A 25132-nucleotide genomic window follows, 5' to 3' on the forward strand; every position below is an offset into this window, starting at 1 on the left:
TTGAGCTCCCATTGTGTTTCAACTGTGTGGTTTTCGAACTATGTGGCCGTGCGTTTCGACAAATGGCTGTCGAGCAGCGGGGCAATGGCCGCCCACCCGGCTGGGGTCACCAATCCGGCGTGGTCGTACGGCAGATGGTGTACTGCCATGTCCTGGTCCCCGCGGACTGCGCGCCAGCGATCGGCCAGCAGCTGTCCGGACGCCTCGGCGTCGGCGGTGATCAGAGTAACCGGTCCGTCGTAGGTTGTGTCGGTCGAGCTGGCCACGAGCAAACGAGTGGCATCAAAACCCGCCCGAACTGCGTCGACCAGTCCCGGTGCCTGAGTGAGGATCTCGGGTGGCAGGGCGGCGGCCAGATCTCGGTCGTCGGCATCGTCGCGACCGCGATCGTCACGATCTCCCAGTGGATGAGTATCGATCAGACCGGCGAACTCCACCCTCTCGCCGGTATCGACCAGCTGAGCCGCCATCGCGGCAACGACGTTGCCACCGAACGAGTAGCCGAGCAGGTGGTACGGCCCGCTCGGTTGCACGCCGCGAATCGTGTCGACGTACATCGCTGCCAGTTGGTCCACGTTCGTCGGTTCGAGTGGCTCCCCGGCAACTGTGGGCAGTTGCAGGCCGAACAGTGGACGGTCGGCCTCGAGAACACCGGTCAAAGGCGCAAAGGGCCAAGCGAATCCACCGGCCGGATGCACGCAGAACAGTGGTTCTCCGCTGCCTTCGGCTCGCAGTGTCAGGAGGCGATCACGACTCAGATCGATTTCGGACGCCGACTCGTCAAGGTGTACTGCAAGTTCTGCAACTGTCGGACGGGCCATCAGCGTTCCCACACCGACGCTCACCGACAGGTCGTGCTCCATCTCCCCCACCAGTCGCATGGCTCGAAGCGAGTCGCCGCCGAGATCGAAGAAACTCTCTTCGGGATCGACTGCCTCGACGCCGAGTGCGCGCGCAAAGACCTGGCACAGTTGCCTTTCCATCTCGGTTCGCGGTGCTCGGGCCGCTGCTCGGGCGGGGGGTGCCGGCAACGCACCGCGGTCCAGTTTTCCGTTGGGCGTCAGCGGGATCGAATCCACGACGACGATGTCCGACGGAACCAGGTGTGCCGGTACGCGTTCCCGCAACGCAGCTCGCAGATCGACTGCATCAGCGCCGGGTTCTTCGATGACGTACCCGACCAGTCGCGGCGGCCCACCGCCTTCGCTACGGACTGACGCTGCCGCTCTCAACACTCCCGGCAACGACGCCAGCGCGGATTCCACTTCACCCAATTCGATCCGAATGCCTCGGATCTTGACCTGATGGTCTGCGCGACCCAGATATTCGAGTTCGCCATCGCGGCGACGCAGAACGACGTCACCCGTGCGGTACATGCGGTGACCGACCGAGTAGGGATCAGCGACGAATACGGAAGATGTCAGCGCGGTCCGGTGAAGATAACCCATCGCCGTTCCGTCACCGGACATGTACAGCTCGCCCGCCGCTCCGATCGGAACCTCCCGCAGCCCCGAATCGAGTACCCGCGCGGACGCGTTCAGAATCGGACGACCCAAGCACGGTGTCTCGCTCCCCTGAACCGGGGATCCCATCGCGTTGATCGTGAACTCCGTCGGCCCGTAAAGGTCGTACCCGTCGACACCGTCCTGATCGCGCAATCGCGACCACAGCTCGGCAGGTACAGCTTCTCCTCCGAGCATCACCAATACAGGCGTCCGCTCCCCGTCGAGGAGACCGGCGGCCATCAGTTCCCGTGCATACGAGGGGGTTACATTCACGACGTCGATACCGACTTCGCGGTAATGCTTCACCAGAGACGCGGGGTCCAGTCGCGCCTGCTCGTCGATCACGTGAACTTCATGCCCCGCGAGCAACCAGAACAGTTCCTCCCACGACATGTCGAACGAGAACGAGACTGTGTGCGCGATGCGCAAACGTCGGCCACCCACACTGTTTTCGGTCGGAGTGAAGATCTCGGCCTTGTGATTGTGATACATCGTCGTCAACCCGCGGTGACCCACCACGACGCCCTTGGGTTTTCCGGTACTGCCCGAGGTGTAGATGACGTAGGCAGGCTGGTCCGGTGAGGTCGGCCCGCACACCGCGGCCTCGTCGACTACAGGTGCCGGGGACTGCCCGTCGAGTACCCCGGTTACGTCCGGGTCGTCGAGGACCAGACATACCTGTCCGTCCGGAACAACAAGGTCACGCGTCTGAGTCGTGGTGATCACCAGCGCCGCATCGCTGTCGAGGATCAGTTCGCGCAGGCGTGCCGGCGGGTGAGCCAGATCCAAGGGAAGGTATGCCGCTCCGGTTCTCATGACCGCGAAGATCGCTACGACGTGATCGGCGGTACGCGGAAGTGCGAGCGCCACAACACGGGTCGATCCCGCGCCTGGCACCGACTGCCCCAGCGCCGAAGCGAGTATCCGTGCCAGCCTGTCCACTCGAGTGTTCATCTCGGCTGCGCTCAGTGTGACGTCTCCGAAGACCAGCGCCGTCTCGTCCGGAGTTGCCGCTGCCCTTTCGCGGAGCAAGGCGTCCACGCTACCGCCTGCCTGGTCCGGCCGCGGCATCACAATGTGCTCCGAAGCGAATTCCGCGGGGGTGTGCGAAAGCGGAACCGCCGTGTCCGCCACCGTGGCGGTATCGGAATTCGCCATCACTTCGAGGATCGTGATGGTGCGTGAAAGAACGTCCCGAGCCACGTCGTGGGGAATCAGGTCGGGACGATTTTCGAGAGTGAGCGCCATCGGCGCATCCCCGACCCCCGGATCCACGTCGAGCGTGAGCGCATAGTGGGTGCCGTCCACTGCGTCGAACCCGACGATTCCACTGCGCCCGAACGTGTCTCGACGTGCCTGTTCGTCACGAGGCGTGTTGCGGAAGACGTAGAGCGTGTCGAACAGTGTTGCGAACCCAGCGCTTCGCTGCACGTCGCCGAGCCCGAGCTGGTGATGCCCAAGCAGCGAACCCTGTTCACGGAACAGGCGTCCGAGCAACGCCGAGATCTCCTCGCCTGGCCGGACCCGGACACGCACGGGAATGGTGTTGAGCACCAAGCCCACCATGCGGTCGGCGCCCTCGACCTCGGGTGAACGTCCCGAAACCGTCGATCCGAAGACAACGTCGTCACGCCCCGTCACGGCGCGCAATGCCAGGCCCCACGCCGCAGAGACGACGGTGGACAGCGTCACTCCGCTACGTCTGGCCAGCTCGCGAACGTGCTCGGTGATGCTCTGTTCGAGCTGAACCCGGGTGAACACCGGCAACGGAGCGCGTCCGCCTGATCCCGTACCACCCACGAGTGTGGGTTGCCCGAGATCCGCGAGGTAGTCCTTCCAGGACGAGAGGGCGTCCGTGCGATCCGCTTCGGCGATCCATCGCAGGTGATCACGGAAGTCCGCAGGCTTGTCGAGCGCGCCGTCGAGTCCAACCGGGTCCGTGCCGTGAGTGCGAGCAAACTCGTAGAGCGCAAACAACTCCGCGTACATCAAGGTCTGCGACCAACCGTCGGTCAGCAGGTGGTGCTGAGTGAAGACGAGATGCGCTCCCCCACCCGGTAACCAGACCAGCACCATTCGAATGAGTGGTGGTGCACTCAAGTCGAAGAGCGTACCGAATTCGGCCTCGTCGACGGCGCGAACCTCGCGATCGATGTCCTCGGTCGCAACTGCGCTCAGATCGATCTCGCGGAAAGGCATTTCGGCTGCCCTGGGCACGAACTGCACCGGAGTGTCGAAACCGGCGTGTGTGAAGCCGGCCCGCAGGTTCGGATAGCGCCGCAAGAGCGCATCCCCCGCTGCTCGGAGTGAGCGAACGTCGACGGCAGCATCGGCGGAGAACTCGAATCGCGGCTGCATGTGATAGACATCCGTACCGCCCGCGCCGTCGAGAACCGACTGGAAGTACATGCCTTCCTGCAAGGGACCGAGTGGCAACACGTCCTGCCAGCCCGGGCTCAGCGACTCGAGCCGTGCCCGACGATCCGCATCGACGTTTACGAGTGGGCTCGGCACACGATCCGGCGCGGTGTCGGGCAATGCCTTTCGGTCCACCTTGCCGTTGAGGGTGAGCGGGAGTGCTTCGAGCACCGTGATGCTCTGCGGCACCATGTGCTCAGGGAGCAGCCGCGCAATCTCCTTGCGCACCAGTACCGAATCGAGCGTGGTTCCACCTTCGGGAACCACATATCCGTGCAGACTTCCGGTGCCCGCCGCATCGACACGGACGGTGGCTGCCGCGCGGAACACACCGGCCACCGATCCGAGCGCGCCTTCGACCTCGCCGAGCTCGATACGGAAACCGCGAACCTTCACCTGATCGTCCGCACGACGAAGGAAGTGCAAAACCCCTCGCCTGCGTCGGACCAGATCGCCGGTGCGGTAGAGACGTGCCCCCGGCAGAGAAGGATCGGCAACGAACCGAGCGACGGTCAGATCGGGGCGATTCAGGTATCCGCGGACCACCTGCGCACCACCCAGATACAGCTCGCCCGCAACGCCTTCCGGAACCTCACGCAGGTCGTCGTCGAGGATTCGCACGTGCACGTCGGTCCAGGGCTGACCGATCGTGACTCGGTCGCCGGTCGTGATGACCGAAGATGTCGCCCACACCGTGGCCTCGGTGGGTCCGTAGACATTCCGGACCGAAGCAGCGTTGGCCACCAGATCGTCAGCCAGATCCTGAGGGAGGGCTTCCCCTCCCACCAGGGCTCGCACCATGGCGAGTCCGACTGCGTTCTCGTGTTCGGTGACCACTCGCCACAGCGCCGGCGTTGCCTGCATCACTGTCGCATCGCTTGCGATGATCAACGCCGACAACGCATCCGGATCGCGAACCGTCCTGCGGTCTGCGATCACGACAGTCGCGCCCGCTGCGAGCGGGCACAGCAACTCGAGTGCGGCGATGTCGAACGACACCGTTGTCACCGCGACGATGCGATCGCCCGGCCTGATCCAGCAATCCTCGAGTACCGTGTCCGCGAAGGCCGCGAGGTTGCCCGTCGAGACCATCACGCCCTTGGGGCGACCCGTCGAACCGGAGGTGTGGATCATGTAGGCGAGGTGATCACCCGCCGCGGGCGGCGAAGGAAGCACAACGCCCGAGTTGGTGAACTCACCGTCCACGAAGACACTCGTGGCGACCGTCGACGGAAGTTGCCCTGCGCTGTCGATACTGGTCAGGACACACACCGGGGCCGCGTCCTCGATCATGAACTCGAGCCGCTCACTCGGGTAGTCGACGTCGAGTGGCAGGTACGCCGCACCAATACGCAGTACCGCGAGCAGTCCGGCCACCAGATCCGCATCTCGATCGAGCGCGACGGCGACTACCTTCTCGGGTCCGGCGCCGGCCGCGAGAAGTTCGCGGGCCAGCTCGTCGACGCGCGCCGACAGTTCCCCATAGGTAATTCCGACCTCGCCGGAGATCACCGCGACGTCGTCGGGGTGACGGCTGACGTGTCGAGCGAACAACTGCGAGATCCCCGACGGCGGCGTCGCGCGTCGGCCCGGGTCGCGATCCGACTTGTTTTCCGCCAGTCGCAGATCCGCGACGACAGTGCTGTTTTCGTGACCGAGGACCGCGATCACACCGTCGAGCAATGCGTCCACAGTCGCGGCGTCGAACAGCCCGGCATCAACCGTCAATCGAAGTTCTGTTGCGGTTCGGACGAATTCGAGGTCGACGCTATTTCCGGGCGAGTGACCGACACGGGCAGCGAACAGACTACTCGTCGGACGCCCGAGTAGATCGGCGATTCGGTCGAGGCTGACTTCGGAATGCGCAAGTGACTCAGAGACAGCGTTTTCGACTCGTCGAACGACATCGGCAATTCTCGGCCGACCGGACAGGTCGACCCGAATCAGGGTGTCAGTCCCTTCCGAGAACAGTCCGACCGCAAGGTCCCGACCGCCACCGAAGCCGTTCAGCGTCGCCGCCACTGCGGCCAACAGCACCGCGTCGAATCCTGATCCGTCACCGAACCGAGCATCGCGTAGCTGACGAACGTAGGTGTGCGGGCGGTACTCTTCGCCGCGCGGGCGATCGTAGGGAAGGTCCGTTTCGAGGGGCAAGCCCGCGAGCGTGCGAACCCAATACCGCTCGTGATCAGGATTTCCCGCCACTGCCGGGGCGCGGAACGTAGCCATGGTCACGGCGGGTCGATCGACGACAGCAACCGAATCCGGCGAGAACTTCTTCTGATCGACGCGTGCGGCCACGGCAAGACCGAGGGGGGTCGGGGTGTCGAAGACATCGGAGACGACGACGCGTATTCCCAGCTTCCGCAGACTTCCCACCAACCGCATCGCTGTGAGCGAGTGACCGCCGAGAGTGAAGAAATTGTCACCCGGATCGACGTCGGGAATCTCCAACACCGTTGCGACACAGGCGCACACTGCATCGACGACCGCGGGATCGACATCGATCGCTTGATCAGACGCGGCCGCCTTTTTCGTGACAGCCACCATTTTTGTGACAGCCACCGCATCGGCAACGCGGCGGGTCTGTCGGACAACCGAGAGCACCGCGGATGCGGGAGCTGTCGGCTCGGTCAGCAACCCACGCAGGATCTCCGCGAGCCGTGTGACCATTCGCTGCGCCGTGGCTTCGGAGACAACTGCCGGATCGTGGTACAGGACCAGATCCAGACCGGTGCTCGGCGGCGCCATCAACGTCATCGGATAGTGCGTGACTCCGCGGTTGGCGAATCCCTCGACTCGAAGTGTGTGCGATGCAGGCTGTCCCGCACCGGAGTTCGGGAAGTTCTCGAACACCAGGAGCGTGTCGAACAGTTGACCGATCCCGGCGATGCGTTCGATCTCGGCCAAACTGGTGTGCTCGACGTCCACGATGTCGAACTGCGCGTTCTGCAGACCGACGAACTGATCCAGCAAGGGCTGATCCGCGACGATGTCGAGGCGGGCCGGAATCGTGTTGCTGAACAACCCGACCATTCCCTCCACCCCGGAGAGTTCGGCAGGTCGGCCGGACACCGTGGCCCCGAACACGACGTCCCACTGTCCCGTCGCTTCGGCGAGCGCCGCCGCCCACGCACCCTGAACCAGGGTGTTGACCGTCAGCGCTCGCGCACGACCGAGTTCGATCAGCGCTTCGGCGTCCGATGTCGCGAGAGGAACCTCGAGCGCGACGGGCACACTTCGCGGCGCCCCTGCGTCGGCAACGAGAGTCGGCGCGGTGAGCCCACGCAGACGCTCACTCCACACTGCGCGGGCAGAGTCCTGATCACGGCCGGCGATCCATGCCAAGTAGTCGCGATACGGCGTCGGCGCAGGAAGGTGCGCATCGCCGTCGTGGTAGACGTTCATCAGCTCGCGCAGGACGATCGGAGTCGACCACCCGTCGGTGAGCAGGTGATGCGCATTGAGGACCAAACGGTGCACCCCGCCGGGCAGCCGAATCAGCAGCGCACGCAGCAGAGGCGGTGTACTGACATCGAAGACGTAATCGGCGGCCTCGTCCTCGAGCTGATCTGCAGAGCGGAATGCAGTGTCAGCTGGAACGGAGGTCAGGTCGACCGAACGCCACTCGACTTTTGCACCGCGCGGAATGATCTGAACGGGCCGTTCGAACTGCTCGTAGTGGAAAGCTGCGCGTAGGTTCGGGTGCCTGTCGATCACGGTCTCGAACGCGTCGGCCAACTTCACCTCGTCCAACGGGCCGGAGAGGTCGAAGCGTGCAGTAAGGGTGTAGACGTCTGCCTCGCCGTCACGGACCGCGTGGAACAGGAGACCTTCTTGTAGCGGCGAGAGCGGAAGTACATCGGCAAGCGGTCCGTGGACGGCTTCGAGTTCGTTGATCCCGGCTTGATCTACCACCGCGCCCTGGCCGAAGATCGTCGCCGAGCAATCGGAAGGCGTCAAACCACCCTCGAAGAGCGCGGCATGCGCGGTCAGGGCAGCGAGCGCACGTTCCCAATGCTCTTGCAGCGCGACGATCGTTTCGCCGTCGAGCACTGAACCCGCCGCAGTCCATTCGACTGCCAGCGTCGGTGCTCCGTCCTCACGGACAAATGCGTTGAGCGCCAGCACCTCCGACATAGCCTTGCTCGCCGGTTCGATGACCGCGAATGGATCCTGCTCCGGCAATCGCCATCCGGTTCCGGGTAGGGACGGGAAGCGGCCGAGATAGTTGAGCAACAGTTCAGGTGTAGCGCACGAGGAAAGGTCAGGTGCGGTGTCGCGATCCAGATGCCGCAGAACTCCGTAGCCGACTCCACCTCCGGGTACGGCGCGTTTTGCTTCCTTCACCGCACGAAGCAGATGCCCGGCAGCTGCTCCGCCGCTCAGTGCGTCGGCGAGATCGTCTGCAGTGAGCAGTGCATCGGTGGGAACCCGGACGGGGAACTCACTGGTGAACCACCCGATGGTTCCGGCGAAGTCGGTGTCGCTGGTGAGCGCGTCGCGGCCATGGCCTTCGACGGTGACTGTCTGCGCGGGCATCCCGATGAGGCCGCGGCCGTGCTGCCATGAGCGCAAGGCAAGCATCAAACCCGCGAGAAGCACTTCGTCGGCTTTGGCTCGATACGCCGCCGGAAGCGTGGTCAACAGCGCGTCGGTGACAGCCGGGGGTGCAACAGTTGTCGTGCGAGAGGCGGTTGCGGTCACGTCGACTTTCGGGTCGAGACGACGACTGCCGATCGGCTCGTCGTCCGCCTGTACCGACGCGGACTTCCAGTACTCGAGCTCTGACGCCCTGCTGCCCGAGGCCCCGAATTCTGCGAGCAACCCCGCGTATCGGCGCCACGAACTTCCGCCAGCACCCAGCCGGGCCGACCTACGCTCGCGCGCTGCATCGGTAGCTTCGTGGAGGTCTGGAAGCAGAATTCGCCAGGACACACCGTCGACGATCAAATGGTGAGCCACGACGATCAATTGGTCGGGTCGACCGGCCTCGGTATTGACCAGTACGACTCGCAGGAGTTCACCGGCGCGCGGGTCGAGACTCGCCGCCGACGCCTCCGCGAGCTCTCTGATCCGGGACGGCTCGGAGGTGTCGGACACCTCGTGAACGAGCCCCTCGCTGCGCACCGCGCCGACGTCTCGGACGATCAATTCGGTAGTGCCGCTGTCATTGTCACGGCGCAGGAGCAGACGTAGAGCGTCATGGTGATCGAGGATCGTCTGCACGCCGGACTGCAGGTCGCCAAGCGAGAGGCCGTCGTCGATGCGCACTGCGGTCCACTGCGTGTAGCCCGCGATTGCCTCGTCTGTCGGATTCTTGTCGATCAGTGCCCGAACGATCGGCGGAGCGATCACGGTGCCGGTCGCCACGTCCGCAACCGAGGCTACGGCGTCGGCGTCATCGGCAATCTCACGCGCCGCAGCGGCGATGGTTCCCAGATCTCGCTGTGCCAGTAGCTCTTTCGGAGCGACGACCAGTCCGCGCACCCGCAGGCGACTGCTGACACTGATTGCCGTGATGCTGTCACCACCGAGGCCGAAGAAATCCTCGTCCACACCGACGCGCTCGCGGCCGAGCACCTCGGCCACCACGTCACAGAGGATTTCCTCGTGCGGTGTCGATGCAGCGCGACCTTCCGATTCGGTAGCCGGGGCTGGTAGTGCCGCACGATCGAGCTTTCCGTTCACCGTGACGGGCAGTTCGTCCAGAACGACGATTGCGGCGGGAACCAGATGATCCGGTACGCGACCAGCGAGGTCTCGGCGCAATTCTTCCTGCGGCGGAAGCGTTGTGCCGGCGGCGGCTACAACGTAGCCGACCAGGCTGGGCCGTCCACCATCCGTACGGATCAGCGCGGCAGACGCGCCGATTCCGGGCACCGATCCGAGAACAGCCTCGACCTCGCTCAACTCGACGCGATGTCCGCGGATCTTCACCTGCTTGTCGCTACGACCGATGAAGTCGTATCCCCGCCCGGGTACCCAGCGCGCGACGTCCCCGGCGCGGTACATCAGATCTCCCGGAGCCCCGAAAGGATCTGCGACAAAACGCTCGGAGGTCGCTCCGGCGCGACCGAGGTATCCCCTGGCCAATTGCGGTCCGGCCAGATAGAGCTCACCTCGTTCACCGTCGGCGACCGGTTCGAGCGCGCTGTCGAGCAGGTACGCACGGGTTCCCGCGAGCGGGTACCCGATACGCGGTCCGGCCCCTTCGACCGTGGTCGCGATCGCGTCGACCGTCGTTTCGGTGGGGCCGTACAGGTTTCGAGCGGGAACACCGGATTCGATGATTGCGTCCCACAGTGCGGGCGGTGCCGCCTCGCCGCCCACGACGAGGAGCTGCAACCGCTGCGTACGCAGCAATCCGTTGTCCACCATCGCTGCCGCCATCGACGGCGTCGTGTCGACCACATCGACGCAATCTCGCTCGAACGCCGCGACCAGGGCAACGGCGTCCTTCTGCAGTTCTTCGTCGTATACGTGCACCCGATGACCACACAGCAGCCACAACAGCTGATCGAGAGACGCGTCGAAGGCGAACGACGCCGTATGCGCGGTGTGCAGTTGCCGATTTCCGACGCGCTCGGCCGTGTCCCGGTAGATGGTGGCGCGGTGATGGTGAAGCAGGTGCGCCAATCCACCGCTTCTGACCAATACGCCCTTCGGCTTGCCGGTCGATCCCGAGGTGTAGATGACGTACGCCAGGTGATCGCCATGCCGCACCGTCGCCAGTTCACCGAGTTCGAGTGGAAACTCGGAATGGGCACGGAGTTCTTCGCGCACTGCGTCGGAATCGAGTACGAGCGGGTCGGGTCGAGAATCTCCGACGAGTTGCTCGGCCAACGCGGAAGTGGTGAGCACCACCTTCGGTTGCGCGTCGTCGATCAGATCCCGCAACCGCTCGGCCGGGTGCTGCGGATCCAGGGCCACGTACGCTGCGCCCGCGTTCAGTGTCGCGAGCAGAGCCACCACCATCTCGGAGGTACGCGGAAGTGCAAGTCCGACAATGTCGTCCGGGCCGACATCGCGAGCCCGAAGCAACCGGGCGAGTTTGTGGACGCGGCCACCGAGTTCTGCGCCTGTCAGACGTTCCTCACCGCACACCAGGACCGTGTCATCCGCATGATCGGCGACGATGCGGTCGAAGACGTCCGGGACGAGGGCGACGGAGCCAGGCACGGGTTCAATCTCGCGGCGGGTGAGAATCCGCGCAGCTTCGGGTGCCGGCATCATCTGCACCTGTCCGACGGCAGGATCTCCCTCCCCCACCATCGCGTTGACGATGCTCACGAAACCAGCGAGGCGACGCTGAACCGAATCCCGAGTGTTGGTGCGCGCGTCCACTTCGAACCCGAGGAGAACTTCGCCGTCCGCGATGGGGGTGACCGTCAACCCCAGGTCCTCGGGCGGACCTCCGGCGACGTTACGTAGTACACCCACAGCACCGGCGAAATCGAGGGCGAAGTCGAAAGCCTTGAGATTGATTCCGATCCCGTGAAGCAGTGCGCCCGTGCCGGCGACGCCCAGGTCCCGAGCAAGATTCTCACCGCGGTAGCGCTGGTGTGCGCGCAGGCTTTTCATCGTGGCGGCCACCTGCTTGCTCAGGTCACCGAGTCGATCGTGGCTGCGAATCGTCAACCGGAGAGGCAGAACGTTGACTGCCATGGCCGGGGTCTTGAGTGCCGTGCGCCCCACGCGTGCCATGAGTGGCATCGCGATGACAACATCCGTCTCACCGAGCAACCGGTGGAGAAACGCGCCGTAGCAGGCGATCAGCGCCTCGGCCCACGTTGTTCCCGTCGCGTCTGCCACCTCTTTGAGGCGGCCGAGGGCGTCGGCACTGATGACCTCGCGAACCTGGATCGTTCGTTCCGCCGGACCGGTGACCTGCTGGCCGCGTCCGTCCAACGCAGGCAAAGGCGTCAGGACATCACGCCAATAGTCACGATCTTCGACGAACTGGTTGCCCGCCCGGTACGCCTCGTCCTCGGCGACCAACGCACTCATCGAACCGAATCGCGTTGGTGCGACGTCGGTTCCCTTCTTCGCCGCCGTGTAGTGCGCGGCGACACGACGCGAAATCATGGCTGCGCTGTATCCGTCGACGATCAGGTGGTGATAGAGCTGGATGCACCAGATCTCGCGATCGGACAGCCTGATCAGCGAGTACGTGTACAGAGGGCGCTCCACCATCAGGCGGCAGTACTCGGACGCTCGGCTGCGCTCGGCGTCGACCAGTGCGTGCGCCACGGCTACGGGATCGCGCTCGTCACGAACGTCGGTGATCGGGATGACGCCAACCGGCTCGTCGGAGATGTACTGACGCGGGCCGTCCGCCGTCTCGATCATCCGCAGTCGCATGGTTTCGGCTTCGCCGATCGTCGCCCTGATGGCGGCCGTCAGAAGTTCGGTGTCGATCGGTTCGTCGCCCGAGATTTCGAGCACCTCACCGACGAGATAGCTCCGAGATTCGGGATCAAGCCTCTGTGCGTTCCAAATCCCGAGTTGAGCTCCTGTGAGAGCAAACGTAGCTTCGTTTGCCGCTCCGGAGTTCGAACCTGGAAGAACGCTCACACTGATCCCCTCGTCTGTGGACACACGTCACCCAAGGGTGACCTAACGTCGTTTTGGGTAGCCTAAACTAAATGTCGATGAATCGGGGAATCCGCCTCGCCGGTGACCCGAGAACCGACGGCTCCCGACGCGTTCACCAGAGGACACGCGCTTCTACAACCGCTTGCGGGACAGTCTCTTTCGTGAACCGAAACGAGAAAGTGGAAGGCTAGTCCATCAGCGTTGCTGCGACGGTTCCGCCCAGTTCATAACAACCATCGCGGACAGATTTGTCCACGCTCACAGTCACTTCGAGCGGATCCGCCACCGCGACCAACCCGAGCCCTGTCGCGAGTTTGCGCACCGACGACACGGCACCAGCAGTGTCGTTGTTGCCGTGAACCCACAGGCCGTACGGCCGATCCGACACCGCACCGAGACATTGGTAGTACGTGGTGTCGAAGAAGTACTTGAGCGCACCCGACATGTATCCGAAATTGGCGGTGGTACCGAAAAGATAGCCGTCAGCAGCGAGTACGTCGGGCACCGTCGCCGCCAACGCCGGCACCACCTTCACCTCGACGCCCTCGATCTCCGGATCGCGAGCACCGGCAAGGACTGCATCCAACAATTCGTGGGTTGTCGGCGAGGGCGAGTGGTGAACCACCAACAAAGTCTTCACACACCTGACAATACGGCGACGGGTGGCGCACCCGTCGCCGTTCACGCCTACGCCGACACCGTTTCCGCGCTCATCGCCTTGACCAGGTCATCGGTTCGGGTGACCGAGGCGCAGCGCCCGGCCGCGTACTCGAGGGCGCCGACATGCTCGCCCAGGGAGAAGTCGGCCACCGCGTCGCCCACGAAGAAGATCTGCACGTCTTGCATGAAACCGTCCAAAGCGGTAGTCAGGCAACCGATGTGGGCATAAATTCCGGTGATGATCAGCTGGTCACGCCCACTCTCGCGCAGCCGCTCACGCAGATCCGTTTTGATGAAGGCGCTGTAGCGCCATTTTGTGAGCATCACGTCGTCCGGATGCGGAGCCAACTCGGCGATCACGTCGGTGTGAGCGGGATCTGCCTTCAGACCCGGTCCCCAGAAATCCGACAGCAACGCACGCTCCTCGGGATCCTGATCTCCGGGTTGCGCGGTGTAGACGATCGGGATTCCGGCAGCTCGCGCCGACGAACGAAGCCGGTCGATGTTCGGAACCACGGTTTGGAGCGGGTCGACGCTTCGGTCGTACGCGTTCACGAAATATTCCTGCATGTCGTGCAGAAGCAGCACCGCTCGGGAAGGATCGAGAGTCCAGTCGACCCGATTCTGCGGAAACTCGGTAGGCATCTCGTATCGCACTGCTGTGGGTAGCGCCATGATGAATCTCCTCGAAAATGTGGGGGTGGGAACCGATCAACTCGACAGAGTCTGTGCGGCAATCGATTCGCTGAGAACACGGCGCAAGGCCGCCTTGCTGGTCTTTCCGACGCCGGTGACGGGGAACTCGGTCACGAACTCCACTCGATCCGGAACCTTGTACGCCGCAACGCCTCGGCCTCGTATGTATCGCTTGATCTCGCCGACGGTCGGTGCATCTCCGGAAATCACCAGAACGGCGCAGGTTCGCTCGCCCAGGTACTCGTCGGGAACAGCGATGACGGCCGCATCGTGGACAGCAGGATGCGAGAGCAGGTGGTTCTCGATCTCCTCGGCGGCCACCTTCTCGCCGCCGCGGTTGATCTGGTCCTTTGCGCGGCCCTCGACAATCAGGTGTCCCGTATCGGTGACGCTGACCAGATCGCCGGTGCGATAGAAACCTTCGGCGTCGAAGACCTCGGCATTGTGCGCATCCGCCCGGTAATAGCCACGGATCGTGTATGGCCCCCGAGTCAGTAAGTGCCCCGTGGTTCCGGGCTCGACGAGCGCGCCATCGTCATCGACTACACGAACCTCGTCGTCCGGTGAAATGGGCCGGCCCTGCGTGCTGACGATCAATTCTTGCGTGTCGTCGAGGCGGGTGTAGTTGACCAAACCCTCAGCCATGCCGAACACCTGCTGAAGGGTGCAGCCCAGTTCCTTGGGGACGCGTGCGGCAGCTTCGGCGCTGAACTTCGCTCCGCCGACGCCGAGAACCCGCAAGCTCGACAGGTCGTGATCTGCCTTGCTGGGGGCGGCCATCCAGGCCAATGCGATCGGTGGAACCAGCGACGCGTGCGTGACTCGCTCTGATTCGATCAGACCGAAAGCTGTGGACGGCATGGTGTCCGGCGCCAGAACCACGGTGCCGCCCGCGTGGAAGACACCCAGGATGCCCGGCGAACTCATCGGAAAATTGTGCGCAGCAGGGAGAACCACCAACATGCGCGTCGAGTCGTCGACGCCGCAGATCGGGTTGGATGCCCGCACCGAGTAGAGGTAGTCGGCGTGCGTTCGCGGAATCAGCTTCGGAACACCGGTCGTGCCACCGGAAAGCTGAAGAAAGGCGACCGACAACGGATCGACGTCGGCAAGAACGGGAATCTCGTATCCGCGCAGCGAATCGAAACCGACAAACTCTTCGGGGTCACCGGCCACGATCACAAAAGGCGGAGTCTCGAGGCCTTCGTTCACCTCACGCGCCAGCGCGCGGTAGTCGAACCCGCCATGACGGTCGGCGACGATATAGGCAGCGACATCCGCGAACTGGCAGAAGTATCCGATTTCGGTTCGGCGATGCGCCGGCAACCCGAATACCGGCAGGGCGCCGAGCTTCAACACACCGAACAATGCTTCGACGTATTCGACGATGTTCGGCAGCTGCAGAAGCACCCGGTCACCGGCGCGAACACCCAAGCCGGACAGGCCTCCGGCCACGGCCGAGCTGCGACGATCGAGGTCGCAATACGTCAGCCGTGTTTGTGCCCCAGTGGCATCGCTGCCTACCACCGCTTCGTTGTCGGGATGCCGTGCGGCCGCGGCCGTGATGAATCCGGCCAGCGTCTCGTCAGTCCAATAGCCTCGTTTCCGATAATGCGTCACCAATTCGGGTGGATACTGTGCGACGGGCGCCAAGGGCTCGCGAGCGATCCTCGATGTCATGCAAGTGACTCCTCTTCGAAAGTACTGTCAGCAAATACATCTCACGCTTTGAGCGTCGCTCCGCCGTCGACGTACAGCGCCTGCATGGTGATGTGGGCCGCCCGGTCGGACAGCAGGAAGTGCACCGAGTCCGCGATATCGTCTGCGGTGGCAAGTTTTCCGAGCGGAATGCCCAGGCGATAGCCCGCCAGATTGCCTTCGATGACCGCGTCGGCACCCGAATCGTCGGAAGGATCCGACCACAATGACCGCTGCATCGCTGTGTCTGTGGAACCCGGAGCGACAACGTTGACACGAATCCCGTCGACAGCCAACTCCAGGCCCGCGGTTCGAACCAACATGGTGGCAGCAGCTTTGGACGAACCGTAAGCACCCATCCCGATACGTGGGACACCGGCGGCGTTGGACGAGACCACCACGATCGACCCGGCCCGACGGCGACGCATTTCCAGTCCCACACTTTGCAGCACGTTGAGCAATCCGAAGACGTTGACGCCGAATATCTTCCGCCACTGGTCTGGATCGGAGTCAAGCACCGATCCGGTGTCGAGAATTCCGGCGACGTGCGCGAGCGCGTCGATCCGGCCGAACGTGTCCATCGTGGAGGCCACTGCAGCGTCGACTGCCTGCCGATCGGTCACGTCCACGACGTGACTCTCGATATCGGCGCCTTCGACGATTGTTTCTGCCAATTCCGCAGTTACCCGCTTCAATTCGACGTCGTCGCGATCGAGAAGCGCCAGCGAATACCCGTCGCGCGCAAGAGTCCGGGCAACTGCGGCGCCGATACCAGCCGCAGCACCGGTGACTACGGCAATTCGGCGATCGCTCACTGCGGGCACAGCACCTGAACCCAGGCATTGATCGTCGGTTCTTCTGCCAACTCCGCGAAGTCGGCATCCGCGCCCGCTCCTCGCCATCGTTCGACGAGCGTCATCAAGCGAACCGAGTCCAGTCCTTCGTCACCCAGGTCCGCGTCGTCGCCGAGTTGTTCTGCCCTCATCGACAGAACCTCGGCGACGTCGCGCACGATCTGGTCACGGTCCACGGTGTTGCTCATCGGTCTCCTCGAGTAGTGGTCGACGCGCTCAGATCGAGCCAACCCACCCCTCGTGTCGACCCCGTCCGCACGCCTTTACTTTAGGCCAGCCTAACCATAACGGTACGGAAGTACACAACCCGGATGCTCACGACACAAATTCACCCGGACTAAGGCTAGCCTCAACATAGCAAGTAATCCTGTCGAACTGGAAGGGTGTCCATGTCAGCACTCGCCGAAGTCTCCGAATTCCCGTTGCGCAACAACCGGACTGACGATGAAACGGAATCCGTTTTCCTACTCTCACGTAGGCAAACGTCGATCCGCACTTCGGGAGTAGTCGAAGAATTCGACTCGGCCTTCGACGCCGCTGAAGCCCTCAAAACGGGCCGCATCGACTCGGTCGTCGGCGCCCTGCCGTTCTCCCCGGAGACGCCGTCCGCTCTCACCGCGCCACTGAGTTTCACACGAGTCCGCGGTGATCTATATCACTCGAACGTACCGACACTGCCCAGTTCGCGGGTAGCCGGATTCGAACCCAGCCCGCAGATCCACACCGACAGAGTCCGCGGCGCCATCGAACGTCTTCGAGCAGGCGAACTCGACAAAGTTGTCCTCGCACGCTCCCTGACCATCGAGGCCGAGTCCACGATCTTGCCCGCCGCTCTGGCCGAGAAACTGATTGCACTCGATCACGCGCACAACGGTTTCTGCGTCGACTTGTCCCCCGCCGGAGGAAAGTACCGGGGGCGTTCGCTGGTCGGCTCGACGCCCGAGGTTCTGATCGAACGGCGAGGCGACGTCGTCACCTGCCACCCGTTGGCGGGCTCGATTGCACGGCACCCGAATTCGGATCAGGACGAGGCGAATGCCGAGCAACTCCGCGCGTCGACCAAAGATCTCGCCGAACACGCGTTCGTCGTCGACTCCATCAGCTCGATACTCGGACCACTGTGCACATCATTCAATGCACCCAGCGCACCGGAACTCCTTCGGACACCGCAACTGTGGCACCTCGGGACCAAGATCGAAGGTGTCCTGGCCGATCCGAGCCTGACCTCGCTCGAGCTGGCAATGGCGCTGCACCCGACCCCCGCCGTCTGCGGAACACCGACGGGCGCCGCACGCGAGCACATCACCGCGACCGAAGGGGACCGCGGGTTCTACGCCGGTGCCGTGGGCTGGTGCGACCGAACCGGAGACGGCGAGTGGATGGTGGCTATTCGTTGCGCCGAGATTGCAGCAGACGGCCTCTCGGCGCGGGCGTACGCGGGCGGCGGAATCGTCGCTTCCTCCGATCCGGAAATCGAGCTGAGAGAGACCAGTACAAAATTCCGCACGTTACTCAGTGCGTTCGACCTCGCTGAACATCAGCTCTGACCAGGCATCACTTCTTCGAGGTGTTCAGGGCAATCGCGGCGTGAACGAGTGCCTTGAACGCCTTTTCGTCGACGGCTTCACCTTCGTGAAAATCGATCGCCCGTCTCGTATTGCCCTCGAGGCTGGAGTTGAAGAGACCTGAGGCGTCGTCGAGTGATGCGCCTTTGGCAAAAGTCACCTTCACTGCACTCTTGTAAGTCTCACCGGTACAGATCATTCCAGCGTGGTACCACACGGGAACTCCTCGCCACTTCCATTCCTCCACCACATCCGGATCCACCTCTTTGATCAGAGTTCGTATCCGGGAGAGCATCTCGCCCCGCCAGTCTCCGAGTTCCTCGATTCGCTGGTCGATCAACTGAGACGGGGAATCTGCGCCTTGCTTTTCGGAATCACGCTTCGCCATCGCTTCGTCACTTCCTGCTCGTTGCCGCCGATCTCCGGTGAGTCGAGTATCCCCTCCTGCACCAACATTCACTCAGCGAATCACTGACGCATCACGACGTCTCGGCAAGCGCGATTTCTTGGAATTCGGACAAAGTGAGACGGACGTCCAGTATTCTCTGGGTACTAAGTCCCGATTCTTCGGCCCGGAGGACTGCATCGTAGTGTGGAATCGCCCGCTCGCCCATTCAGTCGCTGCGGCTGCCGGATCGGTTCTTCTCGCCGCCGCAGTCGTCGGCGTTCACACTGTTCCGGCGGCGGCGCAACAGGCCCCGCGCGTCTTCGACGTACTGTGCACACCCACCGATGCAGGCCTTTCCGAGCTGTCCGGACTCACCGTCACCGCGGCCGGGATATACGCAATCGGCGACAGCGGCTCCGATGATCGAGTCGCCGAACTCGATTCGAACTGCCACGTTCAGCGCTGGATCAACGTGGGCACCCCTCGTGTCGATATCGAGGATCTCTCGTCGACTCCCGACGGCCACCTGTGGCTGGCAGACATCGGCGACAACAACGCGGTACGAACGTCGATCGGGCTGATCGAACTCGATCCGACTTCAGGTGCCGCGACCTCCTACCCCCTGGTTTATCCGGACGGGGCGCACGATGCCGAGACACTGCTGATCCAGAGCAACGGGCTTCCCGTCATCGTCACCAAGGATTACCTGGGCGCAAGCGTGGTCTACACAACCGCTGAACGACAGCAGGTTCAGGATCTGAGTACGGCGTCGCCGACCATGTTGGCCAAGGTAGGTCAGCTCAGATTTACTCCCACCCTCACTTCCGGTGGACCGGTCCCCCATGCCGGAACGATGGCTGTCACCGGAGGCGCCGTGAGCAAAGACGGCACGGTGGTAGCGCTGCGCACCTACACCGATGTCTACCTCTACACAGCTCCCGACGGCGATGTCGCGAAAGCCTTGACCACCAATCCTATTCGTGTGCCCCTTCCCGACGAGCCACAAGGTGAAGCGATCGCGTTCGACGCGGCCGGTGATCTGATCAGTGGCTCCGAGGCATACCAAGGGCCGCTGCCTCCGCTCCGAATTCTTCGAGGCGCCAGTGACATCGCGCACTCGGGCGGAACCACAAGCTCTCTCGGGTCGTAGTCGATTCACGTCTCGGGAAAGCGGACAGGCGCCGCTATCATGGCCGAGTGAACAAACAACTTCGAGCAACAGTGGCGATCTCGACAGTTCTCGCGCTGGCTTCGTGCGCGAATTCTCTCGAAGGAACACCTCGACCGGATGCGTTTGTTCCGAGCGTCGACAATCCGGATCCGTCCGAATCCATCGACGGAGTTGTCACGGTCGACTACCCGGCAGCTCAACACGTACGGCCGAACGAACGTGTGGCGTACACACATTCACCGCCCTTCGGTGGTCGCCATGATTCGGTCTGGGCAAACTGCACCGGAGTTGTCTACCCGCAAGCCATTCGAACCGAGAATGCGGTCCATTCCCTCGAGCACGGGGCAGTGTGGATCACGTACAACCCCGACCTGGTCTCGAGTGAGGATCAGGCGCGCTTGGCACAGCGAGTCGAAGGCATGAGCTACACCTTGATGTCGCCGTATCCGACCCTGGATTCGCCGATCTCGCTGCAGTCCTGGGGCCGTCAACTCAAACTCGACAACGCTGAGGACGCTCGCATCGATCAATTCGTCTCGGCGCTACGAGTCAACCCGAACACGTATCCCGAAGTGGGCGCGACGTGTTCGGTGCCGATGACTAGCTTCGACCCGAACAACCCGCCGCCATTCGACCCCACCACTCCGGATCCGTCTTCTCCCGCAACAGTTCCGGAGCGGTAGCATCCCAGCAGACCCCTGTTCACAGCAGGGAGAAACTACTTGCCTCGCGACCGACGTTCCAGTTCCACTGCGCGGCGCATGGTTTCCCGCGCCCGGCTTCGGTCACCGGCATAGTCGTAGGCGCGAGCGAGTCGGAAGTTCTGCTTCCAGTTGTCCGGGTCTGCTTCCCAGTCGACCTTGATCTGAGCGAACAACTCGTCGGCAGCCGCCCGCTCGATCCGGCCCGAAGGCAATTTCGGAAGTGAAGACGCATCGACAGCGAGGCCCTCGTCGTGAATCTGCTGCGCGAGGCGTTGGTGTGTGAAGCCGGCACGAAGGGTGGCGATGACGAGCCACAGCCCCAGGAACGGCAGGATCAGCACGCCGATCCCGAGACCGATCGCGGCGCCGCCTCCGTCTTGGATGAGCTGGATTCCGCGCTGGCCGAGCAATACGAAGTACACCGCGAGCGCGATACAGATCGCAACGATCAGCGCGAGGGTGCGGGTGGTCTTGTTCATAGATCGAGGAAGGAATCGATACCGACCGTCAGGCCCGGACGTGACCCGATCTGGCGGACACCGAGCAGAACGCCCGGCGCGAACGAATTCCGGTCGATCGAGTCGTGGCGAATGGTCAGCGTCTCGCCCTGAGTTCCGAGAATCACTTCCTGATGCGCGACCAGTCCGGCCATCCGCACGGAGTGAACCCGGACTCCGTCGACGTCGGCTCCGCGCGCACCCTCGAGCTCGGTCGTGGTGGCGTCAGGGCTGCGTCCGACGCCTGCTTCCGCGCGAGCTTCGGCGATCATGGCGGCCGTTCGGTATGCGGTGCCCGAGGGAGCATCTGCCTTGTTGGGGTGGTGAAGTTCGATGACCTCGACGGAATCGAAGAAGCGCGCCGCGGCAGCCGAGAAACGCATCAACAACACAGCACCGATGGCGAAGTTCGGGGCGATCAGAACACCCGTTGCAGGCTGCTCGTCGAGCCAGGACTGCACAGTCGCAAGCCTGGACTCGTCGAAACCGGTGGTGCCGATCACGGCGTGAATTCCGTTGGCCACGAGGAATTCCAGATTTCCCATGACGACGTCGGGGTGCGTGAAATCGACGACTACCTGAGTGCGGGTGTCGACGAACGTCTCGATGCGATCACCGGTATCGACCTGAGCGACAAGTTCCAGATCGGGAGCAGCTTCCACTGCCTCGCAGATCGCTCGACCGACCTTGCCCTTGGCTCCCAGAACCCCGACCCTGATGGGTGCTGCACTCACGTCTTCCACGCTCCGTCCGATGCATTGTTTGAGGTGAAGCCTACGCAATCGTGCCGATGCGCTCACCATCAGTCGGGCAGGAGTTATGTCACCACTGGCACACTGGACGTAGTGAGCAACCGTCCGCAAGTCCGCGAAACCGGCAACCTTCGACCACTCGAGTTGGCAACGGGTGCCGTCATGGCCGGATTCACGGTCGCGTTGTCCGTCATTGCCACGGTCATCCCCATGGCCAGCGCCCTCAACCTCGTGGCCGCCGTTCCGATGGGAATTGTTGCCCAGCGCTTTCGAGTCCGCGCCGTGATGACGGCCGGCGTCTCGGCTACTGCGGTCGCTTTCGTCGCAGCGGGTTCGGGATCTGCGGCGGCGGTCGCGCTGAGCGCTCTCCTCGGCGGAATCATCGGTACGGTCAAGCGGCGCGGTCTCGGCTTCATCTCCGCGTTGCTGTCGTCGCTTGTCATCGGACCCGCGCTGGCGTTGTTCTCCATAGTCCTGTTGCTTGTTCTCGCGCCCCTGCGCACCTTGTTGTTGACCTCGCTGGAGAACACCGCGCTGGGCGTGGCCGCAATCTTGAAGCGTGCCCCGACGCTGGTCGGCGCAGCCGAATGGATCGAGAACAGCATCGGCTCGATCATCGACTACTGGTGGTTGTGGATCGGCCTGTCGATCAGCTCCGGAATCGTCCTCAGCACCGTCGTCTCCTATTTTGTCCTCGGTGCCGTCCTCGATCGATTGGCCGCACTCCCCTCGGCCGACCCGCTCCAGACAGCTCCCGACGACCGTCCGATCGACCCGCTACCGGTCACTTTCGATCACGTGGGCTTCACCTATCCGAGTGCATCGACGCCGGCGCTCGTCGACGTCAACTTCACGGTCCGACGAGGAGAGTTCGTCACCGTCGTCGGCCACAACGGCTCGGGCAAGTCCACACTCACCCGGTTGCTCGCCGGTCGCGCACCGACCGTCGGGACCCTGACGAGGCCCGGGTCCGCCGGTCTCGGTCGACACGGCGGAACCGCCGTCGTCCTCCAACGTCCCGAGAGCCAGATCCTCGGAACCCGCGTCGCCGATGACGTCGTCTGGGGGCTTCCGCCCGAGTCGCATCCCGACGTCGATGCACTGCTGGCCGAGGTGGGACTCGCGGGCATGGGCATGCGCGAGACCTCAGGGCTGTCCGGCGGCGAGATGCAACGTCTGGCGGTTGCTGCCGCTCTGGCTCGTCGCCCCGCTCTGCTGATCGCGGACGAAGCCACCGCGATGGTCGATCAGGCCGGCCGGGAGGAATTGGTCTCGCTCCTCGCCGAACTGCCCCGGCGCCATCCGATGGCCGTGGTTCTGGTCACCCATCACCACGCCGACACCCGCAACGCAGATCGGGTGATTCAACTACAACGCGGACGGCAGATCGATCACCAACCCGGTTGGATGACGTCGACGTTCGCGGGTCCGCCGTCTGCGCCGTGGCCGGCCGGCACTCGAACTGTCCTCCAACTCACCGATGTCACCCACACCTACAACGACCGGACTCCGTGGTCGCGGCGCGCACTGTCAGACGTGAATCTGACCATCGGCGACGGGGACGGGCTACTGGTCCTGGGCGGCAACGGTTCCGGTAAATCGACCCTGGCCTGGATCATGGCGGGCTTGATCGCACCGAGCCGGGGAACCGCGGTCTTCGACGGCAAACCCGTCTCGCGTCAGCTCGGCACTGTCGGTCTGACGTTCCAACACTCGAGGCTGCAGCTGCAACGCCGAACCGTCGCCGAAGACATCGAGGCCGCCGGTGGTCCGGAGATCGGATCGGTGCAAGTCTCCTGGGCGCTCGACGCCGTCGGACTCGACCGCCACATCGCCGGCCGCAGTATCGACGAGTTGAGCGGCGGACAGATGCGACGCGTCGTACTGGCCGGTCTCCTCGTCCGCCAACCCCGCGTACTCATCCTCGACGAACCATTGGCCGGTCTCGATCCACCCGGCCGACACGAAATCCTGAACGTACTCAGGTGGATTCGTCGGAACGGAACCGCAGTAGTCGTCATCTCCCACGATGTCGACGGCATGGATGCCGTCTGCAGCAGAACAATTCGACTGTCGCAGGGTCGCATCCTCGACCCTGCCGCCAGCAGCGCCTTGGAAGGATCGACGACGTGACAACACTTCTGCGCGAAGTCCCGACTTCATCGCCGATCCACCGATTGTGGGCCGGAACGAAGATCGTTGCCGTCGTTCTCGTCAGCATCGTGGTCGTGGCCGCGCCGTCCTGGCCGGCGATCGGCGTCGTACTGGGATTGTTGTTGCTGACCGCGGTGATCGGACGCATCCCCCCGACTGCAGTTCCCCGGCCTCCGTGGTGGTTGTGGGCGCTGATCCTGCTCGGCGCGTTGATCAACCTTCCGATCGGCATCGACGCGGTGTTCATCTACCTGCAAGCTGTGACGTTCGGTCTTGTATTGCTCTGCGTCTCACTGATGTTGGCGTGGACCACGTCGATGAGTGACGTGGCGCCGGCACTGGCAACGCTCGGTAGACCGCTGCGAATATTCAAGATCCCGGTCGACGAGTGGGCCATCGCGACCGCCCTCTGCATTCGTTCACTTCCGCTGTTGATCGACGAGATGCTCACCCTGGTAGCGGCGCGACGACTGCGCCCGAAAGCTGTGGTGAACAGCGCGGCCGACAATTCGATAGTCGACCTGATCACCACAACCATGTCCGTGGCAATTCGGCGGTCTGCCGAAATGGGCGAAGCAATCTCCGCTCGCGGGGGCACTGGACTGATTGCGGCGTACCCCAAGCGCCCTCAGCTCGCCGACCTGTTCGCGCTGACCGTCGTCATCGCCGCGTGCGTCAGTGCCGTTGCTTTGACGATAGTTCTGCGCTGATCGGGTCATCGCTGACAGAATTTGCCTGGGCGATGATCGCAGAACCCATCCAGCGCCGTAGGTATCGCCGCAGTTCCTCATCGCTCCGCGGTGGGTCGCCAGGCGCGAGGAAAAACGACTGCATCATCCGCAGGACGTATTCGACCAGTTCCTGAAGTGACGCGTCGTCGTAGCCGTAATGCACCCAGTCCACGTCGAAGCGGTTGATCATCGCCATTCCGAAGGCTTGCGCCTCCTGAGAGGTCAGACCCTCCGGGTGCAGACTCGAATTCGTGCTTGTGAGAAGGATGCCGAGATGCGGTGTTCGGTGGACCTGAGTCAGTGTGTAGAGAACACCCTCGGTCATCGCCTCGACGGGATCTTCGATGCCGCTCACGTGTGTGGTGAGTCGATCGAGGTAGCCGTCGACCGACGCGATCGCCGCTGCCCGCATCAGAGCGTCGGCGCTGGGGAAGTATCGATACACGGTCTGCCGGATCACGCCCAGTGACTCCGCCACGTCGCCGATGCTGATTTCCGAACTCGTCCGTCCGATCAGCTCGACTGCGGCCTCGACAATTCGACGTGACGCATCTTCGTCGTTGTCCGGTGGATTGCCGCCCCACCCACGCCTTCGTGCCACTGCCCACTTCCTCGCTCGAACGAGGCTCGAACCATGTCTTTGCGCTCGAAGTCCAAGAGCCACAGGCTAACACAGGCAGGTTTTGCATCTGCTTTCCCCGAATCCACTCCCGTCATCGAAAGTGAACATACAACTGCACA

Annotated in this window: 15 protein-coding genes; 5 read left to right on the top strand and 10 right to left on the bottom strand. The window is 63.4% G+C overall.

Annotated features, from left to right (window positions below; translation table 11 throughout):
* Positions 1-38 precede the first annotated feature (38 nt).
* From ABX74_RS17205 to ABX74_RS17230, 6 genes are all read right to left on the bottom strand, one after another.
* Complete coding sequence (locus ABX74_RS17205; RefSeq protein WP_223257949.1) at positions 39-12500, bottom strand: amino acid adenylation domain-containing protein; 12462 nt, start codon at positions 12498-12500, stop codon at positions 39-41.
* Positions 12501-12708: 208 nt separating this feature from the next.
* The gene (locus tag ABX74_RS17210) at positions 12709-13161 is read right to left on the bottom strand and encodes a flavodoxin family protein (protein ID WP_019748153.1); all 453 of its coding nucleotides are present in this window, start codon (positions 13159-13161) and stop codon (positions 12709-12711) included.
* 47 nt (positions 13162-13208) lie between these two features.
* A complete protein-coding gene (locus ABX74_RS17215; RefSeq protein ID WP_019748152.1) occupies positions 13209-13856 on the bottom strand; it encodes an isochorismatase family protein in 648 nt (215 codons plus the stop codon).
* Positions 13857-13892: 36 nt separating this feature from the next.
* Positions 13893-15557 carry a (2,3-dihydroxybenzoyl)adenylate synthase gene (locus ABX74_RS17220; RefSeq protein ID WP_047889300.1) on the bottom strand — a complete coding sequence of 555 codons (1665 nt, stop codon included), beginning with the start codon at positions 15555-15557 and terminating at the stop codon, positions 13893-13895.
* A gap of 41 nt (positions 15558-15598) precedes the next feature.
* Complete coding sequence (locus ABX74_RS17225; RefSeq protein WP_021344032.1) at positions 15599-16399, bottom strand: 2,3-dihydro-2,3-dihydroxybenzoate dehydrogenase; 801 nt, start codon at positions 16397-16399, stop codon at positions 15599-15601.
* The gene (locus ABX74_RS17230; RefSeq protein ID WP_003942230.1) at positions 16387-16617 is read right to left on the bottom strand and encodes a phosphopantetheine-binding protein; all 231 of its coding nucleotides are present in this window, start codon (positions 16615-16617) and stop codon (positions 16387-16389) included. Before ABX74_RS17230 ends, ABX74_RS17225 begins: the two co-directional genes overlap by 13 nt.
* 201 nt (positions 16618-16818) lie before the next feature.
* On the opposite strand from ABX74_RS17230, the gene ABX74_RS17235 reads away from it, so the two are divergent.
* On the top strand, positions 16819-17976 hold the full coding sequence (locus ABX74_RS17235; protein ID WP_082148519.1) for an isochorismate synthase MenF: 1158 nt from the start codon (positions 16819-16821) through the stop codon (positions 17974-17976).
* 7 nt (positions 17977-17983) lie between these two features.
* On the opposite strand, the gene ABX74_RS17240 is transcribed toward ABX74_RS17235, so the two are convergent.
* Positions 17984-18382 (bottom strand): DUF1801 domain-containing protein, encoded by a 399-nt coding sequence (locus tag ABX74_RS17240; RefSeq protein ID WP_020907486.1) that lies wholly within the window; start codon positions 18380-18382, stop codon positions 17984-17986.
* A 202-nt stretch (positions 18383-18584) separates the two neighbouring features.
* On the opposite strand from ABX74_RS17240, the gene ABX74_RS17245 reads away from it, so the two are divergent.
* Both ABX74_RS17245 and ABX74_RS17250 read left to right on the top strand, forming a co-directional pair.
* Positions 18585-19532, top strand: a complete 948-nt coding sequence (locus ABX74_RS17245) for a hypothetical protein (RefSeq protein ID WP_223257950.1) — start codon at positions 18585-18587, stop codon at positions 19530-19532.
* Positions 19533-19579: 47 nt separating this feature from the next.
* Complete coding sequence (locus ABX74_RS17250; protein ID WP_019748146.1) at positions 19580-20236, top strand: DUF3105 domain-containing protein; 657 nt, start codon at positions 19580-19582, stop codon at positions 20234-20236.
* 35 nt (positions 20237-20271) lie between these two features.
* Here the strand turns inward: ABX74_RS17250 and ABX74_RS17255 are convergent, their stop codons facing one another.
* Both ABX74_RS17255 and dapB read right to left on the bottom strand, forming a co-directional pair.
* Positions 20272-20736: a hypothetical protein gene (locus tag ABX74_RS17255; protein WP_020907483.1), complete on the bottom strand. Its 465-nt coding sequence runs from the start codon at positions 20734-20736 to the stop codon at positions 20272-20274.
* On the bottom strand, positions 20733-21497 hold the full coding sequence (gene dapB / locus ABX74_RS17260) for a 4-hydroxy-tetrahydrodipicolinate reductase (protein WP_019748144.1): 765 nt from the start codon (positions 21495-21497) through the stop codon (positions 20733-20735). The genes ABX74_RS17255 and dapB overlap by 4 nt, the downstream gene beginning before the upstream one ends.
* Before the next feature lie 102 nt (positions 21498-21599).
* Between dapB and ABX74_RS17265 the strand changes: the two genes are divergently transcribed.
* A complete protein-coding gene (locus ABX74_RS17265) occupies positions 21600-23639 on the top strand; it encodes an ATP-binding cassette domain-containing protein (protein ID WP_019748143.1) in 2040 nt (679 codons plus the stop codon).
* Positions 23636-24370 carry an energy-coupling factor transporter transmembrane component T family protein gene (locus ABX74_RS17270; protein WP_020907480.1) on the top strand — a complete coding sequence of 245 codons (735 nt, stop codon included), beginning with the start codon at positions 23636-23638 and terminating at the stop codon, positions 24368-24370. Before ABX74_RS17265 ends, ABX74_RS17270 begins: the two co-directional genes overlap by 4 nt.
* Here the strand turns inward: ABX74_RS17270 and ABX74_RS17275 are convergent.
* Complete coding sequence (locus tag ABX74_RS17275) at positions 24336-24992, bottom strand: TetR/AcrR family transcriptional regulator (RefSeq protein ID WP_047889301.1); 657 nt, start codon at positions 24990-24992, stop codon at positions 24336-24338. The genes ABX74_RS17270 and ABX74_RS17275 overlap by 35 nt on opposite strands.
* Positions 24993-25132: the final 140 nt, after the last annotated feature.

Source organism: Rhodococcus sp. ARP2 (assembly GCF_001029585.1).
Classification (GTDB): Bacteria; Actinomycetota; Actinomycetes; order Mycobacteriales; family Mycobacteriaceae; genus Rhodococcus_F; species Rhodococcus_F erythropolis.